Raw genomic sequence first — 15,653 nt, 5'->3', positions numbered from 1 at the left:
GCTGGAGCCCGATGCCCGCTCCCTGCTAACATCGCGCCTTTGTTTCTCTTCGTTCGAGACTCTCAATGACCACCGTTCGCACGCGTATTGCGCCATCGCCCACCGGCGACCCCCATGTCGGCACCGCCTACATCGCCCTGTTCAACTACTGCTTCGCCAAGCAGCATGGCGGTGAGTTCATCCTGCGTATCGAAGACACCGACCAGTTGCGCTCAACCCGTGAGTCGGAGCAGCAGATCTTCGACGCACTGCGCTGGCTCGGCATCGAATGGAACGAAGGCCCGGACGTCGGCGGCCCGCATGGCCCGTACCGGCAGAGCGAGCGCGGCGAGATCTACGCCAGATATGCCAAGGAGCTGGTCGATGCAGGCCATGCCTTCTACTGCTTCTGCACCGCCGAAGAGCTGGAGCAGATGCGTGCCGAGCAGATGGCTCGCGGCGAAACCCCGCGCTATGACGGCCGCGCGCTGCTGCTGAGCGACGAGGAAGTGCAGCGCCGTCTGGCCGCTGGCGAGCCCCACGTGATTCGCATGAAGGTGCCGAGCGAAGGCATCTGCGTGGTCCCGGACATGCTGCGTGGCGATGTCGAGATTCCATGGGATCGCATGGACATGCAGGTGCTGATGAAGAACGACGGCCTGCCGACGTACTTCCTGGCCAACGTGGTCGACGACCACCTGATGGGCATCACCCATGTGCTGCGTGGTGAAGAGTGGCTGCCATCGGCGCCCAAGCTGATCAAGCTGTACGAGTACTTCGGCTGGGAGCAGCCCAAGCTGTGCTACATGCCGCTGCTGCGCAACCCGGACAAGAGCAAACTGTCCAAGCGCAAGAACCCGACCTCGGTGACCTTCTACGAGCGCATGGGCTTCATGCCCGAAGCCATGCTCAACTACTTGGGGCGCATGGGCTGGTCGATGCCGGACGAGCGCGAGAAGTTCTCGCTGGCCGAGATGGTCGAGCACTTCGACCTGTCGCGCATCTCCCTGGGCGGGCCGATTTTCGATATCGAGAAACTGTCGTGGCTCAACGGCCAATGGCTGCGTGAACTGCCGGTGGAAGAGTTCGCCGCGCGCGTGCAGAAGTGGGCGTTCAACAGCGACTACATGATGAAGATCGCCCCGCATGTTCAGGGCCGGGTCGAAACCTTCAGCCAGGTTGCCCCGCTGGGTGGCTTCTTCTTTGAAGGCGCACTGAAGCTCGATGCCAAGCTGTTCGAGAGCAAGAAACTGTCGGCCGACCAGGTACGCCAGGTGATGCAGCTGATCCTGTGGAAGCTGGAAAGCCTGCGCCAGTGGGAAAAGGACCGCATCACCGCCTGCATCCAGGCCGTGGTCGAGTCGCTGGAGCTCAAGTTGCGCGACGCCATGCCGCTGATGTTCGCCGCCATCACCGGCCAGGCCAGCTCGGTGTCGGTGCTCGACGCCATGGAAATCCTCGGCCCCGACCTGACCCGCTACCGTCTGCGCCAGGCCATCGACCTGCTCGGCGGCGTGTCGAAGAAGGAAAACAAGGAGTGGGAAAAGCTGCTGGCGAACATCGCCTGATTGCTTTCCAGCCACGTGGGAGCGGCGATGCGGCGACCCGATTTGCCCCGCGATTGCGATGTCGGATTCATGACCGCCATCGCGGGTCAAGCCCGCTCCCACGGGCCGCACTCCTCGCAGAGGGGCAGGGCAGGGCGGTAAGTGATTGTTATCTGTGAAAAAATTTTTGAATATTTTCGAAAATTCGTTTGACAGCCTTGCAATCCGATCTTAATATGCGCCCGTCCACAGCGATGAACGAAAACGAAACGCCAGGCACCCAGCCAGCGATTCGGTTCAAAGCGACATTGTGGGGCTATAGCTCAGCTGGGAGAGCGCCTGCATGGCATGCAGGAGGTCAGCGGTTCGATCCCGCTTAGCTCCACCAAATTCCGCTTGATGGCCAAGGTCGTCAGGCAAGACCGGTTCCAACGAACGGGTCTTGAAGGTAAGAAGGTTCGTCCCCTTCGTCTAGTGGCCTAGGACACCGCCCTTTCACGGCGGTAACAGGGGTTCGAGTCCCCTAGGGGACGCCAGTTTTGCACAAGCGATGTTGCATGATGTCGCTGGGCCGAGAGGCTAGAAATCCGGGGCTATAGCTCAGCTGGGAGAGCGCCTGCATGGCATGCAGGAGGTCAGCGGTTCGATCCCGCTTAGCTCCACCAATTTTGCCGCGATTCGCGAGAGCGGATCGGCACGAAGGTTACGTCCCCTTCGTCTAGTGGCCTAGGACACCGCCCTTTCACGGCGGTAACAGGGGTTCGAGTCCCCTAGGGGACGCCACTTTTACCCGCGTTTTGCGGGAGTTGAAAGGCTCATCATCCAGATCGATGAGTCTTTGTTTTACTCGGGGCTATAGCTCAGCTGGGAGAGCGCCTGCATGGCATGCAGGAGGTCAGCGGTTCGATCCCGCTTAGCTCCACCAATTCGCCACGATTCGCAACAGCGGGTCGGCACGAAGGTTAAAGTCCCCTTCGTCTAGTGGCCTAGGACACCGCCCTTTCACGGCGGTAACAGGGGTTCGAGTCCCCTAGGGGACGCCAATTTTTTACCTGCGTTTTGCAGGACTTATAAGGCTCATTCGCTTATTGAATGGGCCTTTTGTTTTTTCCGCTCTCCGAAAAAGTCCAGCTGTGCCGATCAATGGCCACAGATTCCGCTTGCCAGAAAATATTATGAGCATAATATGTTGATCATAATATTTAGAGGTGAGCCATGAGCGACAAGAAGAGCAAGACCCGCCAACGCATCCTCGATGCGGCGCGCAGCGCACTGGTCCAGCAGGGACCGGCCGATCCGAGCGTTAGCCAGGTCATGGGCGCCGCGGGGCTGACGGTCGGCGGCTTCTATGCCCACTTCGACAGCAAGGACGAGCTCATGCTCGAAGCCTTCAGCCAGCTGCTAGCCGAACGCCGTGCCTTGCTCGCTCAGCTTGATCCAGCCCTTGACGGTACTGAGCGGCGTGCCTTGGTCGCGGCCTTCTACCTGTCGCGCAAGCACCGCGATGCCGAGGTGCAGGCCTGCCCGATTCCCAATGCGCTGAGCGAAATGCAGCGCCTGCCGGACGCCTTCCGTGACGTGCTGGCCGAACACATCGAGCTGATGACCGCGCAAATGGTCGACCGCCCCGAGGACATCGACAAGGCTCTCGCCGATTTCGCCCTGATGGTTGGCGGCCTCGCCGTGGCCCGCGCCCTGGGCGATGGCGAGCTGTCCGACCGGATACTGCGTGCCGCCAAGTCGGCGGTGATCTGAGCAACCTGACCCTGGAGCAAGGCGATGACTACCCTGAGCTGGATTCGTGGCGTCAATGGCACCCTCGGCCACCTGGCCCCTGAACATGTTGCCGGCAAGATGCGCCGCGCCTTCATGACCCCGCGCAACCTGCCGCCCAAGCCATGGGAACTGCCGCTGCTGGCCAGGGCCGAGCGCATCACCTTGCGCTTCGGGTTGTCGGCATTGCGCTGGGGGCAGGGGCCGACGGTATTGCTGATGCATGGCTGGGAAGGTCGCCCCACCCAGTTCGCGGCACTGATCGAGCGGCTGGTGGACAGCGGCCATACCGTGGTGTCGCTGGAAGGGCCGGCACACGGGCGCTCGCCGGGCGAGCAAGCGCATGTGGTGGCGTTTGCCCGCGCGTTGCTCGAGGCCGCCGCCGAACTGCCGCCACTGCGCGCGGTGATCGGACACTCGATGGGGGGCGCAAGCCTGTTGCTGGCGCTGCAGTGGGGGCTGCGCACCGATGCGGCGGTGAGTATTGCCGCCCCGGCCCGCTTGCTCGGCGTGCTGCGGGGCTTTGCCCGGCGGCTTGGGTTGCCGGCCCGTGCCCGAGCGGCGTTTATCCGCCAGGTGGAGCGCGATGTCGGCGTCCAGGTGGCGCGCCTAGATGTCAGTGCCTATCAACTGGATGTGCCGGGCCTGGTGGTGCATGCCGAGGACGATCCCGTAGTGCTCGCCAGCGAGGCACCGCTGATTCACCAGGCTTGGTTCGACAGCCGCCTGCTGCTGCTCGAGGAGGGCGGCCATCAGCGGGTGCTAGCCGATCCGCGCCTGGGCCAGGCGGTGATCGAGCTGCTCGCACGCTCCACCGAGCGGGCGCGGCAAAGCGCCTGAGCATCCGGTACACTCTGCCCGTTCACTGAAAATCAGGAGCAGGCATGAGCTGGGATCTGGCGGCACCATTCATCATCGACCTTCGCGTTGGCAACGAGGATATCGACGGCCTCGGCCACGCCAACAACGCCGTCTACGTCACCTGGCTGGAGCGCTGCGCCTGGCGCCACTCCCAGCGCCTGGGGCTGGACCTGGCCGAGTATCGCCGGCTGGACCGGGCGATGGCGGTGGTCCGCCATGAGATCGACTACCTTGCCGCCGCCTATGAGGACGACGAGCTGCAACTGGCCACCTGGATCATCGACTGGGACCAGCGCCTGCGCATGACCCGGCGCTTCCAGCTCAAGCGCCCGAGCGACGGCGTGACCTTGCTGCGGGCGCAGACGACCTTTGCCTGCATCGAGCTGTCCAGCGGCAAGCCCAGGCGCATGCCGGCGGAATTCATCGACGGCTACGGCCCGGCGCTGACCGGCAGCTGACGGCTGGCGGAAGTTTGCTAGACTGCCGCCTTTTTCATGGCGAGACCCTGAAATGCAAATTGCCCTGGCCCCCATGGAGGGGCTGGTCGACAACATCCTGCGCGACGTCCTGACCCGTGTGGGGGGTATCGATTGGTGCGTCACCGAATTCATTCGTGTCTGCGACCGCCTGCTGCCGGCCTCTTCGTTCGAAAAGCTGGCGCCGGAGCTGCGCCAGGGCGCCCGCACCGCCGCCGGGGTGCCGATGCGTGTGCAATTGCTCGGCTCCGACCCGGTATGTCTGGCCGAGAACGCGGCGCTGGCCTGCGAGCTTGGCGCGCCGGTGATCGACCTGAACTTCGGCTGCCCGGCCAAGACCGTCAACAAGTCGCGGGGCGGGGCGGTGCTGCTCAAGGAGCCGGAGCTGTTGCATGCCATCGTCCGCGAAGTACGCCGAGCGGTGCCGGCGCATATCCCGGTGACCTCGAAGATGCGCCTGGGCTACGACAGCCCCGACGGCGCGCTGGACTGCGCCACGGCACTGGCCGAGGGCGGCTCGGCACACCTGGTGGTGCATGCGCGGACCAAGGTAGAGGGCTACAAGCCGCCGGCCCACTGGGAATGGGTGGCGCGGGTGCAGGATGTGGTCAAGGTGCCAGTGTTCGCCAATGGCGAGATCTGGACCGTCGATGACTGGCGGCGTTGTCGCGAGGTCAGCGGTGCGAAAGACATCATGCTGGGGCGTGGGCTGGTGTCGCGCCCGGACCTGGCCCTGCAGATCGCTGCGGCCCGCGATGACGTCGAGTACCAGCCGATGAGCTGGGAAGAACTGCTGCCGCTGCTGCGCGAGTTCTGGCGCCAGGCCCAGGACAAGCTGTCGCCACGCTACGCCCCGGGGCGGATGAAACAGTGGCTGGCGATGCTGACCCGCGGCTACCCCGAAGCGGTGACGCTGTTTGCCGAGCTACGTCGTGAGGATGACTGTCAGCGGATCAGCCGGTTGCTGGGGATGGAAATCCACGCTGTCGAGGCTTGTCTTGCCTGAGCCGGCTTGATCGCAAATTTTTTCATGCCAGCCCTTGAAAGCTCTTCGCCAGGACATATCTCTTGAGTACGCGATGCCGAAGTCGGGTCGCGTAGTGACTTAACTTGCTGAATCTCAGGAGTTCATGACCATGACTACCGCTTTCTCTCTCGCACCACTTTTCCGCAACTCCGTCGGTTTCGACCGCTTCAACGACCTGTTCGAAGCCGCCGCCCGTAACGAGGCGGGTAGCAGCTACCCACCCTACAACGTGGAAAAGCATGGCGATGACCACTACCGCATCGTGGTCGCCGCCGCCGGCTTCCAAGAGCAGGACCTCGACCTGCAGGTCGAAAAAGGCGTTCTCACCGTGACCGGCGGCAAGCGCGACGGCAGCAGCGAAGGCGTCACCTTCCTGCACCAGGGCATCGCCCAGCGCGCCTTCAAGCTGTCGTTCCGCCTGGCCGACCACATCGAGGTCAAGGGCGCGGGCCTGGCCAATGGCCTGCTCAGCATCGAACTGCTGCGCATCGTGCCGGAAGAAGCCAAGGCCAAGCGTATCCCGATCAACGGCGACAAACCGGCGTTGAACTGATTTCAGCGCAGTGAAGAAAGGGCACCTTCGGGTGCCCTTTTTGCATTCTGCGGCGCCTCCAGCCGGGTTTGCGCCTCAGTAATCCGCCGGTGCCTCCAGCAGTATCTGGCGAAACTCCGGTAACGGCAGTGGTCGGCTGTGCAGATAGCCCTGGTACAGATGGCAACCCAGCCGCTCGAGGAACTCCAGTTGCTCGGTCAGTTCCACGCCCTCGGCAATCACCGCCAGCTCCAGGCTGCGGGCCATGGCGACAATGGCGCGGACGATCTCGGCGTCGTTGGGGTCGACCGGTGCGTCGCGTACGAAGGTCTGGTCGATCTTCAACGCATCCACCGGCAGACGCTTTAGGTAGGTGAGCGACGAATAGCCCGTGCCGAAGTCGTCCATGGCGAAGCTGACGCCGTGGTGCTTGAGTTCGCGCATCTTGCTGATGGTGTCCTCGAGGTTCTGGATGACGATGCCTTCGGTGATCTCCAGTGTGAGCATGCGCCGGGGCAGGCGGTAGTCGTCGAGGCTGCGCAGCACCCGCTCGACGAAGTCGTTCTGGCGGAACTGCCGTGGGCTGATGTTGACGCACAGGCTGAAGTCGTCGGCGTCGATCAGCCCGTCTGCGAGCATGCGCGCGCAGGCGTCGCAGGCTTCGTCGAGGATCCAGCTGCCGACCTCGAGGATCAGGCCACTTTCTTCCAGAACCTGGATGAACTGCGCCGGAGGCTGCTGGCCCAGTTGCGGGTGGTGCCAGCGCAGCAGGACTTCGGCGCCGACGATACGGTTGTCGCGGGCGTCGACCTGGGGTTGGAAGTGCAGGGCCAGTTCACCGCGGGCCAGGGCCAGGCGCAGGTCGCTCTCCATGCGCAGGCGCTCGCTGGCGGCCTTCTGCATGGTGGTGTGGAACAACTGCGTAGTGTTGCGCCCGGAGTCCTTGGCGCGGTACAGGGCGATGTCGGCACGCTTGAGCAGGTCGGCGGGTGTGGCGCCATGGTCGGGTATCAACGCCACGCCGATGCTCGGCGTGACCTGCAGGCGCTGGCCGTCCAGCGACATCGGTTCGGCCAGCAGCTCGCGCAGGGTGTCGGCCAGTTCGCGAACCTTGTTTTCCACCTGCTCGCGGCTGCCTTCCAGGCCGCTGAGCAGCACCACGAACTCGTCGCCGCCCAAGCGCGCCACAGTGTCCTCCAACCGCACGCTGGCCTCGAGACGGGCAGTAATGATCTTCAGTACCGTGTCGCCCACCGGGTGCCCGAGCGAGTCGTTGATGTGCTTGAAGTGGTCCAGGTCGAGGAACAGCAGGGCGCCGCGCAGGTTGTGGCGCTTGAGCAGGGCGATCTGCTGGCTCAGGCGGTCCATCAGCAGGGCGCGGTTGGGCAGGTTGGTCAGCGGGTCGTGGTACGCCAGGTGGCGGATCTGCGCCTGGGCGTTCTTCAGCAGGCTGACATCGCGAGCGGTAAGCAGCAGGCAGTCGGTTTCGTTGAGGCTGATCGGCTCCACCGACACTTCCACGGTAAGGATGTCGCCGCGCTTGTTGCGGCCCAGCATCTCCCGGTGATGCACCCGGCCGCGCTCGCGCAGCTCGTTGAGCAGGGCGGCGCGCTGCTTCTCGTCGGCCCAGATGCCGATTTCGTAGACCGTGCGGCCGACCACCTCTTCGGGGCTGTAGCCGGTCAACCGGCTGAAACCGTCGTTGACCTCCACATAGCGCCCGCTGTGGCGCTCGGTGATGGTGATGGCGTCGGGGCTGGAATGGAACGCCTTGGCGAATTTCTCCTCGCTGGCCTTGAGCGCCGCCTCGGCGCGCTGCTGCTGGGTGATGTCGCGCAGGGTGGTGACGCTGCATGGCTGGCTGTCGACGCTGATCAGGCGGCTGGAGATCACGCAGGTCAGCGGCGTGCCGTTGCGGTGGTTGACCACCACTGCCACATTGCTCAAGGCCTGGTCGCGGATCACCCGTTCGATGCGTTGGGCGCGTTCGGCCGACTCGGCCCACAGGCCGATTTCCTCGGCGGTGTGGCCGAGGATCTGCTCCGGGGCCCAGCCGAAGGTCTGGCTGAACGCCGGGTTGATCTCGATGAACTGGCCACTGTCCTGCCGGGTCACGCAGATCGGGTCGGGGCTGACCTGGAACAGGCTGGCGAACTTTTCCTCCGAGGCAGTCAGGCGCTGCTCGCGCTCCACCTGGTCGGTGATGTCGAGCAGGGTGCCGGCCATACGCAGCGGGTTGCCCTGGTCGTCGCGGTACAGGCGGGCGCGGCTTTCGATGTAGCGCGAGGCGCCGTTGTCGAGTTGCACCCGGTAGGTGATCTGGTAGTTGCCGGCCGGCCCTTCGCGCAGGCTGCGGTAGGCCTGGCGCATGACGCTGCGCTCATGCTCGGGCACACCTTCGAAAAAGGCCTCGAACGATTCGTGGAAGGGCACCGGGTCCAGCCCGTGCAGTTGCGCGGCGCGGGCCGAGCCGTAGAGCATGCCGCTGGGGATGTGCCAGTCCCAAGTGCCCAGCTGGGCCGAGTCCAGGGCCAGGTCGAGGCGCTCCTGACTGTCCTTGAGCGCCTGTTCGGCGCGTTTGCGCTCGGTGGTGTCGACGAAGGTGCTGATCAGGTAGGTGACGCCTTCGAGCTCGATGCCCTGGGTGCAGAGAATGCCATCGTGGATCTTGCCGTTGGTGGCGCGGAACTGCACCTCGAGGGTCAACGGGCCGCTACCTGCGCGGGTGGCGTCCAGTACCTGGTGACGTTGCTCGGGGTTGACCCACAGGCCTAGTTCCACGCTGGTCTTGCCAACCACTTGAGCGCCTGGCCAGCCAAACATGTGCTCGAAGTGCTGGTTGACCTCGATGATCAGGCCGTCGTGGCGGCGGGTCAGGAGAATGGCATTGGGGCTGAGATGGAACAGGGTGGCGAAGCGCTTCTCCGAATTGATCAGTGCGGTTTCCCGCTCGCGCTGGCGGGTGATCTCGCGGATCACCCCGATCATCTGCGGCCGGCCATGGGGGTCGTGGGTCAGGCTGCCGTTGATCTCCAGCCAGTGCACGCTGCCATCGGGCCAGCGGATGCGATGGCGCATGGCCTGCTCGACCGGTTCGCCGTTGACCACGGCCTGGAACGCCTGGCGTGTGCGCGCGCGGTCCTCCTCGGGCAGCAGGTCGAGGTAGTCGACGTCGTTGGGCAGCGGGCGTTGCGGGTCGAAGCCGAACAGTGCCTGGGTGCCCCGCGACCAGCTCACCCGGCCACTCTCGATGTCCCACAGCCAGGCGCCCAGGCGTGCGGCGTTGAGCGCGGCCAGCAACTGGGGAGCGTTCTGCCAGGCCTGTTCCGACTCCTGGGGGTCGGCCGCGGGAATACGGGGCAGGCGCGGAAAGCGGTTTGCTGATTTGGGCATCGATACCAGACCTTTGGCGGAAAACGCGTCCTTGTGGAGAGAAATGCCGTGCCTGCGACCGGTCAGGCAGCCCCGGCGTGGCTGTCGAGCAGCGCCATGAAGGCCCTGGCCGCATTCGATAGCGTGCGCTCCGTGTGCAATATGTAGCCTAGCTGGCGTGACAGCTGTATGCCGGGCAGGGCGATGGGCGCAACCTGCTCATCGAGCATAGTACGTGGCAGCACGCTCCAGGCCAGGCCGATCGACACCATCATCTTGATGGTTTCCAGGTAGTTGGTGCTCATGGCGATGTTCGGCACCAGGCCCTGGCTTTCGAACAGGCGCTGGACGATGTGGTGGGTGAAGGTATTGCCGCCGGGAAACACCGCTGGGTGGCGCGCAACGTCGGCCAGGCTGACCCGCTGGTTGCTGGCCAGCGGGTGTTCGGGGGCGGCGACGAAATCCAGGGCGTCGTCCCACACCGCCACGGCCTTGACCAGGTGATGGGGCTCGGGCGCGAGGGTGATGACGGCAATTTCGGCGCGGCCATGGAGGATTTCATCGTAGGCTGCTTCCGAATCGAGGAACTGAATATCCAACGCCACCGAGGGGTACTGTCGAGTAAAAGCCCGTAATAGTGGGGGCAGGCGGTGCAAACCGATGTGATGGCTGGTGGCCAGCGTCAGGCGCCCCGTCACCTCTCCGGTCAAATTGGTCAATGCGCGACGAGTATCATCGAGGACGTTGAGGATCTGATAGGCGCGCGGCAACAGGGCCCGGCCAGCTTCGGTAAGGGTCACTTCACGGCCCAGGCGATCGAACAGGCGTACATCCAGTTGCTGCTCCAGCCCGGCGATGCGTTTGCTGATGGCGGGCTGGGTCAGGAACAGACGTTCGCCGGCTCCGGAAAAGCTCCCGGTTTCGGCAATGGCGATAAAGGCGCTGAGGTTGGCCAGGTCCACGGTTCGAATTCCTGTTGGTTATCCAAAGCATGAAAATTATGAATTTGAGTTATTCAATCTATCGCCATAGCATCGTCCGTACAAGCCAAGGGGTCTTTGGCATAGAAAGACGCTGATGAGGAACAGTCTGATGGCTGGCAAAACGCTCTACGACAAACTCTGGGAAGCTCATGAGGTCAAGCGCCGCGATGACGGCTCGTCCTTGATCTACATCGATCGCCACATCATCCACGAAGTGACTTCGCCCCAGGCTTTCGAAGGCCTGCGCCTGGCCAGCCGCAAGCCCTGGCGTATCGATGCCAACATCGCCACTCCTGACCACAACGTACCGACCACGCCGGAGCGCAAGGGCGGTATCGAGGCCATCGCCGACCAGGTGTCGCGCCTGCAGGTGCAGACCCTCGATGAGAACTGTGACGAATATGGCATCGTCGAATTCAAGATGAATGACGAGCGTCAGGGTATCGTGCACGTCATCAGTCCGGAGCAGGGCGCGACCCTGCCCGGCATGACCGTGGTCTGCGGCGACTCGCACACTTCCACCCATGGCGCGTTTGGCGCCCTGGCCCATGGCATCGGCACTTCCGAGGTCGAGCATGTGCTCGCCACCCAGTGCCTGGTGGCCAAGAAAATGAAAAACATGCTGGTGCGCGTCGAGGGTCAATTGCCCGCTGGCGTCACCGCCAAGGACATCGTCCTGGCCGTGATCGGCAAGATCGGCACCGCCGGCGGCAATGGCCATGCCATGGAGTTCGCCGGCAGCGCGATCCGCGATTTGTCGATGGAAGGCCGCATGACCATCTGCAACATGTCCATCGAGGCCGGTGCTCGTGTGGGATTGGTCGCGGTCGACGAGACGACCGTCAACTACGTCGAGGGTCGTCCCTATGCGCCGAAGGGCGAGCAGTGGACGCAGGCCATCGAGGCCTGGAAAGGATTGGTCTCCGATGGCGACGCCGTGTTCGACACCGTGGTCGAGCTCGACGCAGCACAGATCAAGCCACAAGTCAGCTGGGGCACTTCGCCGGAGATGGTCCTGGCCGTCGACCAGCGCGTGCCGGACCCGGCCGCCGAGCCCGACCTGATCAAGCGCGGCTCGATCGAGCGCGCCCTCAAGTATATGGGCCTGGCCGCCAACCAGGCGATCACCGACATCCAGCTCGACCGCGTGTTCATCGGCTCGTGCACCAACTCGCGCATCGAAGACCTGCGCGCCGCCGCTGAGATCGCCAAGGGCCGCAAGGTCGCCGCCAACGTCAAGCAGGCGCTGGTGGTGCCGGGTTCGGGTCTGGTCAAGGCCCAGGCCGAGCGCGAAGGGCTGGACAAGATTTTCCTCGAGGCCGGCTTCGAGTGGCGTGAACCGGGCTGCTCGATGTGCCTGGCGATGAACCCGGACCGCCTGGAAAGCGGCGAGCACTGCGCGTCCACCTCCAACCGCAACTTCGAAGGCCGCCAGGGCGCCGGTGGTCGTACCCACCTGGTCAGCCCGGCCATGGCCGCCGCCGCCGCGGTGACCGGCCACTTCATCGATGTCCGCGAGTTGATCCAAGGGAGCGCAGCATGAAAGCCTTTACCCAGCACACTGGCCTCGTCGCGCCTTTGGACCGTGCCAACGTCGACACCGACCAGATCATCCCCAAGCAGTTCCTCAAGTCGATCAAGCGCACCGGCTTTGGCCCCAACCTGTTCGACGAGTGGCGCTACCTGGACGTCGGCCAGCCCTACCAGGACAACAGCAAGCGCCCGCTGAACCAGGAGTTCGTGCTCAACCACGCGCGCTACCAGGGGGCCAGCGTGCTGCTGGCGCGGGAGAACTTCGGTTGCGGCTCGAGCCGCGAGCACGCCCCATGGGCGCTCGATGAGTACGGCTTCCGCAGCGTGATCGCGCCGAGCTTCGCCGATATTTTCTTCAACAACAGCTTCAAGAATGGCCTGTTGCCGATCATTCTCGACGCCGCCGAAGTCGACGAGCTGTTCAGGCAAGTCGAGGCCAACCCGGGCTACCAGTTGACCATCGATCTCGACGCCCAGGCCGTGACTCGCCCGGACGGCAAGGTGCTGAAGTTCGAAATCGACGCTTTCCGCAAGCACTGCCTGCTCAATGGCCTGGACGACATCGGCCTGACCCTGCAGGACCGCGACGCGATCAAGGCGTTCGAGGGCAAGCACCGCGCCAGCCAGCCGTGGTTGTTCCGCGATTGATGTGGCAGCGGGCTTGCTCCGCGATCAGCGCCACCGGACACTGAGTTTTATCCGGCGCGCCCGCAAGGCGCGCCGCTCGATTGGATAGAGGAAAGCATGAGCAAGCAGATTCTGATTCTCCCAGGTGATGGTATTGGTCCGGAAATCATGGCCGAAGCGGTCAAGGTGCTGGAGCTGGCCAACGACAAGTTCCAGCTCGGCTTCAGCCTCACCCACGACGTGATCGGTGGCGCGGCCATCGACAAGCACGGCGTGCCGCTGGCCGACGAGACCCTGGCGCGCGCGCGCCAGGCGGACGCCGTGCTGCTGGGCGCCGTGGGCGGCCCGAAGTGGGACAAGATCGAGCGTGACATCCGCCCGGAGCGCGGCTTGCTGAAGATCCGCTCGCAACTGGGCCTGTTCGCCAACCTGCGCCCGGCCATCCTCTATCCGCAACTGGCCGACGCCTCGTCGCTCAAGCCCGAGATCGTCGCCGGCCTGGACATCCTCATCGTCCGCGAGTTGACCGGTGGCATCTACTTCGGTGCACCACGCGGCCAGCGCGAGCTGCAGGGCGGCGAGCGCCAGGCGTACGACACCCTGCCATACAGCGAAAGCGAAGTGCGCCGTATTGCCCGCGTCGGCTTCGACATGGCCCGCGTGCGCGGCAAGAAGCTGTGCTCGGTGGACAAGGCCAACGTCCTGGCTTCCAGCCAGCTGTGGCGTGAAGTGGTCGAGGATGTGGCCAAGGACTACCCGGACGTCGAGTTGAGCCACATGTACGTCGACAACGCCGCCATGCAGTTGGTGCGCGCGCCCAAGCAGTTCGACGTGGTGGTGACCGACAACATGTTCGGCGACATCCTGTCGGATGAGGCTTCCATGCTCACCGGTTCCATCGGCATGCTGCCTTCGGCGTCGCTGGATGCCGACAACAAGGGCATGTACGAGCCGTGCCACGGCTCGGCGCCGGACATCGCCGGGCAGGGCATCGCCAACCCATTGGCAACCATTCTTTCGGTATCGATGATGCTGCGCTACAGCTTCAACCAGTCGGCCGCCGCCGAGGCGATCGAGCAGGCGGTGAGCCTGGTGCTGGACCAGGGCCTGCGCACCGGTGACATCTTCTCCGAAGGTTGCCGCAAGGTCGGTACGCAGGAAATGGGCGACGCAGTAGTCGCAGCGCTGCGGAATCTGTAATCTCTCTGGCCCGCCACCCAAAACTCCCGGTGGCGGCCCACTTTTAGCAAAGGTGTAGTTGCGATGAAACGTGTAGGTCTGATCGGTTGGCGTGGAATGGTCGGTTCCGTGCTCATGCAGCGGATGCTCGAAGAGCAGGACTTCGACCTGATCGAGCCGGTGTTCTTCACCACCTCCAATGTGGGTGGCCAGGGCCCGGCCGTGGGCAAGGACATTGCGCCGCTCAAGGATGCCTACAACATCGAAGAGCTCAAGACCCTCGACGTCATCCTGACCTGCCAGGGCGGCGACTACACCAACGAAGTGTTCCCCAAGCTGCGTGAAGCTGGCTGGCAGGGCTACTGGATCGACGCGGCCTCGTCCCTGCGCATGCAGGATGACGCGGTGATCATCCTCGACCCGGTCAACCGCAAGGTCATCGACCAGCAGCTGGATGCGGGCACCAAGAACTACATCGGCGGCAACTGCACCGTCAGCCTGATGCTGATGGGCCTGGGCGGCCTGTTCGAAGCCGGCCTGGTCGAGTGGATGAGCGCCATGACCTATCAGGCGGCCTCCGGCGCCGGCGCGCAGAACATGCGTGAGTTGATCAAGCAGATGGGCGGTATTCACGCGGCGGTCGCCGATGACCTGGCTAACCCGGCCAGCGCCATCCTCGACATCGACCGCAAGGTGGCCGAGGCCATGCGCGGCGAGGGCTTCCCGACTGACAACTTCGGCGTGCCGCTGGCCGGCAGCCTGATCCCGTGGATCGACAAGGAGCTGCCGAACGGCCAGAGCCGCGAAGAGTGGAAGGCCCAGGCCGAAACCAACAAGATCCTCGGCCGCTTCAAGAGCCCGATTCCGGTCGATGGCATCTGCGTGCGGATTGGCGCCATGCGTTGCCACAGCCAGGCGCTGACCATCAAGCTGAACAAGGACGTGCCGCTGGCGGATATCGAAGGCATGATCAGCCAGCACAACCCTTGGGTGAAGCTGGTGCCTAACCAGCGTGAGATCAGCATGCAGGAGTTGAGCCCTACCCAGGTGACCGGGACCCTGAACGTGCCTGTCGGGCGTTTGCGCAAGCTGAACATGGGGTCGCAGTACCTCGGGGCCTTCACTGTTGGCGACCAGCTGCTGTGGGGGGCTGCGGAGCCGCTGCGGCGGATGTTGCGGATTCTGCTGGAGCGGTGATCCGGGTGGTTTGAGTTTGGATTTTGAAGGACCCGCGTTGCGAGAGTGATGCGGGTTTTTTTATTGGTGCTAGATTGGTTGTTGGTTGTTGGTTGTTGGTTGTTGGTTGTTGGTTGTTGGTTGTTGGTTGTTGGTTGTTGGTTGTTGGTTGTTGGTTGTTGGTTGTTGGTTGTTTTGATTTTTTATGCGCATTCATTTGCGATGTCGACGGTTATTCACCTTTCCGCCCTTACGGCGGGTCCCTTTTTGAAGGATCAAAAAGGAACCAAAAAATCCTCGCTCCATTCATCCGGCCCCTACGCTTCGCTCCGGGGTCACCTCCCTCCGCAAGGCCTGCGTTCGGCCTCCTGAAGTCGCGAAGTTACGGGCGGCGCCTGCACTAACGCAGCTAGTCGCTAGTTGCCATCGTGGGAACTCTAGAACAACATCGCAGGGCAAGCCCGCTCTCACCATAGTTTGACTATGTGATTCAACATGGGAGCGGGCTTGCCCCGCGATAGCGTAATGAAGAACAACATAACAGCCACTAAAAAACCAACATATCTGCTCTTGATCTTGCTTCTAAGC

At 63.6% G+C, this 15,653-nt stretch carries 12 protein-coding genes and 6 tRNA genes; 16 read left to right on the top strand and 2 right to left on the bottom strand.

The genetic code is table 11. The features are described from left to right. Positions 1-65: 65 nt before the first annotated feature. From gltX to ACQ4OD_RS20870, 12 genes are all read left to right on the top strand, one after another. Positions 66-1,547, top strand: coding sequence for a glutamate--tRNA ligase (gltX, locus tag ACQ4OD_RS20925; RefSeq protein ID WP_046854712.1), 1,482 nt, complete (start codon positions 66-68; stop codon positions 1,545-1,547). Between the two features lie 291 nt (positions 1,548-1,838). Continuing rightward, positions 1,839-1,914: transfer RNA gene (locus ACQ4OD_RS20920), tRNA-Ala, on the top strand. A gap of 72 nt (positions 1,915-1,986) precedes the next feature. Next, a tRNA-Glu gene (locus tag ACQ4OD_RS20915) sits at positions 1,987-2,062 on the top strand. A gap of 53 nt (positions 2,063-2,115) precedes the next feature. Next, a tRNA-Ala gene (locus tag ACQ4OD_RS20910) sits at positions 2,116-2,191 on the top strand. Between the two features lie 42 nt (positions 2,192-2,233). Continuing rightward, positions 2,234-2,309: transfer RNA gene (locus ACQ4OD_RS20905), tRNA-Glu, on the top strand. 66 nt (positions 2,310-2,375) lie between these two features. Continuing rightward, positions 2,376-2,451 (top strand) — tRNA-Ala (locus ACQ4OD_RS20900). Between the two features lie 42 nt (positions 2,452-2,493). Beyond that, positions 2,494-2,569: transfer RNA gene (locus ACQ4OD_RS20895), tRNA-Glu, on the top strand. 172 nt (positions 2,570-2,741) lie between these two features. Then, positions 2,742-3,281, top strand: coding sequence for a TetR/AcrR family transcriptional regulator (locus ACQ4OD_RS20890; RefSeq protein ID WP_102685389.1), 540 nt, complete (start codon positions 2,742-2,744; stop codon positions 3,279-3,281). Between the two features lie 24 nt (positions 3,282-3,305). Beyond that, positions 3,306-4,139: an alpha/beta fold hydrolase gene (locus tag ACQ4OD_RS20885; RefSeq protein ID WP_102685390.1), complete on the top strand. Its 834-nt coding sequence runs from the start codon at positions 3,306-3,308 to the stop codon at positions 4,137-4,139. A 44-nt stretch (positions 4,140-4,183) separates the two neighbouring features. Continuing rightward, complete coding sequence (locus ACQ4OD_RS20880; protein WP_102685391.1) at positions 4,184-4,618, top strand: acyl-CoA thioesterase; 435 nt, start codon at positions 4,184-4,186, stop codon at positions 4,616-4,618. Between the two features lie 52 nt (positions 4,619-4,670). Next, complete coding sequence (locus ACQ4OD_RS20875) at positions 4,671-5,642, top strand: tRNA dihydrouridine synthase (RefSeq protein WP_430944860.1); 972 nt, start codon at positions 4,671-4,673, stop codon at positions 5,640-5,642. Between the two features lie 130 nt (positions 5,643-5,772). After that, entirely contained in the window at positions 5,773-6,216 is a 444-nt protein-coding gene (locus tag ACQ4OD_RS20870; protein WP_031315058.1) for an Hsp20 family protein, read from the top strand. Between the two features lie 75 nt (positions 6,217-6,291). Here the strand turns inward: ACQ4OD_RS20870 and ACQ4OD_RS20865 are convergent, their stop codons facing one another. Both ACQ4OD_RS20865 and ACQ4OD_RS20860 read right to left on the bottom strand, forming a co-directional pair. Next, positions 6,292-9,588 (bottom strand): PAS domain S-box protein, encoded by a 3,297-nt coding sequence (locus ACQ4OD_RS20865; RefSeq protein WP_102685393.1) that lies wholly within the window; start codon positions 9,586-9,588, stop codon positions 6,292-6,294. A gap of 62 nt (positions 9,589-9,650) precedes the next feature. Continuing rightward, complete coding sequence (locus ACQ4OD_RS20860) at positions 9,651-10,529, bottom strand: LysR family transcriptional regulator (RefSeq protein WP_139669641.1); 879 nt, start codon at positions 10,527-10,529, stop codon at positions 9,651-9,653. A 130-nt stretch (positions 10,530-10,659) separates the two neighbouring features. On the opposite strand from ACQ4OD_RS20860, the gene leuC reads away from it, so the two are divergent. The 4 genes from leuC (at position 10,660) to asd (ending at position 15,086) form a co-directional block, all read left to right on the top strand. Then, positions 10,660-12,093 carry a 3-isopropylmalate dehydratase large subunit gene (gene leuC, locus ACQ4OD_RS20855; protein WP_102685395.1) on the top strand — a complete coding sequence of 478 codons (1,434 nt, stop codon included), beginning with the start codon at positions 10,660-10,662 and terminating at the stop codon, positions 12,091-12,093. Then, positions 12,090-12,731, top strand: a complete 642-nt coding sequence (gene leuD / locus ACQ4OD_RS20850; protein WP_110704150.1) for a 3-isopropylmalate dehydratase small subunit — start codon at positions 12,090-12,092, stop codon at positions 12,729-12,731. Before leuC ends, leuD begins: the two co-directional genes overlap by 4 nt. 96 nt (positions 12,732-12,827) lie before the next feature. Further along, the gene (leuB, locus tag ACQ4OD_RS20845; RefSeq protein ID WP_139669645.1) at positions 12,828-13,910 is read left to right on the top strand and encodes a 3-isopropylmalate dehydrogenase; all 1,083 of its coding nucleotides are present in this window, start codon (positions 12,828-12,830) and stop codon (positions 13,908-13,910) included. A gap of 63 nt (positions 13,911-13,973) precedes the next feature. Continuing rightward, the gene (gene asd / locus ACQ4OD_RS20840) at positions 13,974-15,086 is read left to right on the top strand and encodes an aspartate-semialdehyde dehydrogenase (protein WP_023630514.1); all 1,113 of its coding nucleotides are present in this window, start codon (positions 13,974-13,976) and stop codon (positions 15,084-15,086) included. Positions 15,087-15,653 lie beyond the last annotated feature (567 nt).

Origin of the sequence: Pseudomonas sp. WC1, assembly GCF_050586565.1 — a bacterium.
Lineage (GTDB): Bacteria > Pseudomonadota > Gammaproteobacteria > Pseudomonadales > Pseudomonadaceae > Aquipseudomonas.
The sequence above is the reverse complement of the archived record's forward strand: the minus strand, read 5'-3'. Positions and strand labels throughout refer to the sequence as shown.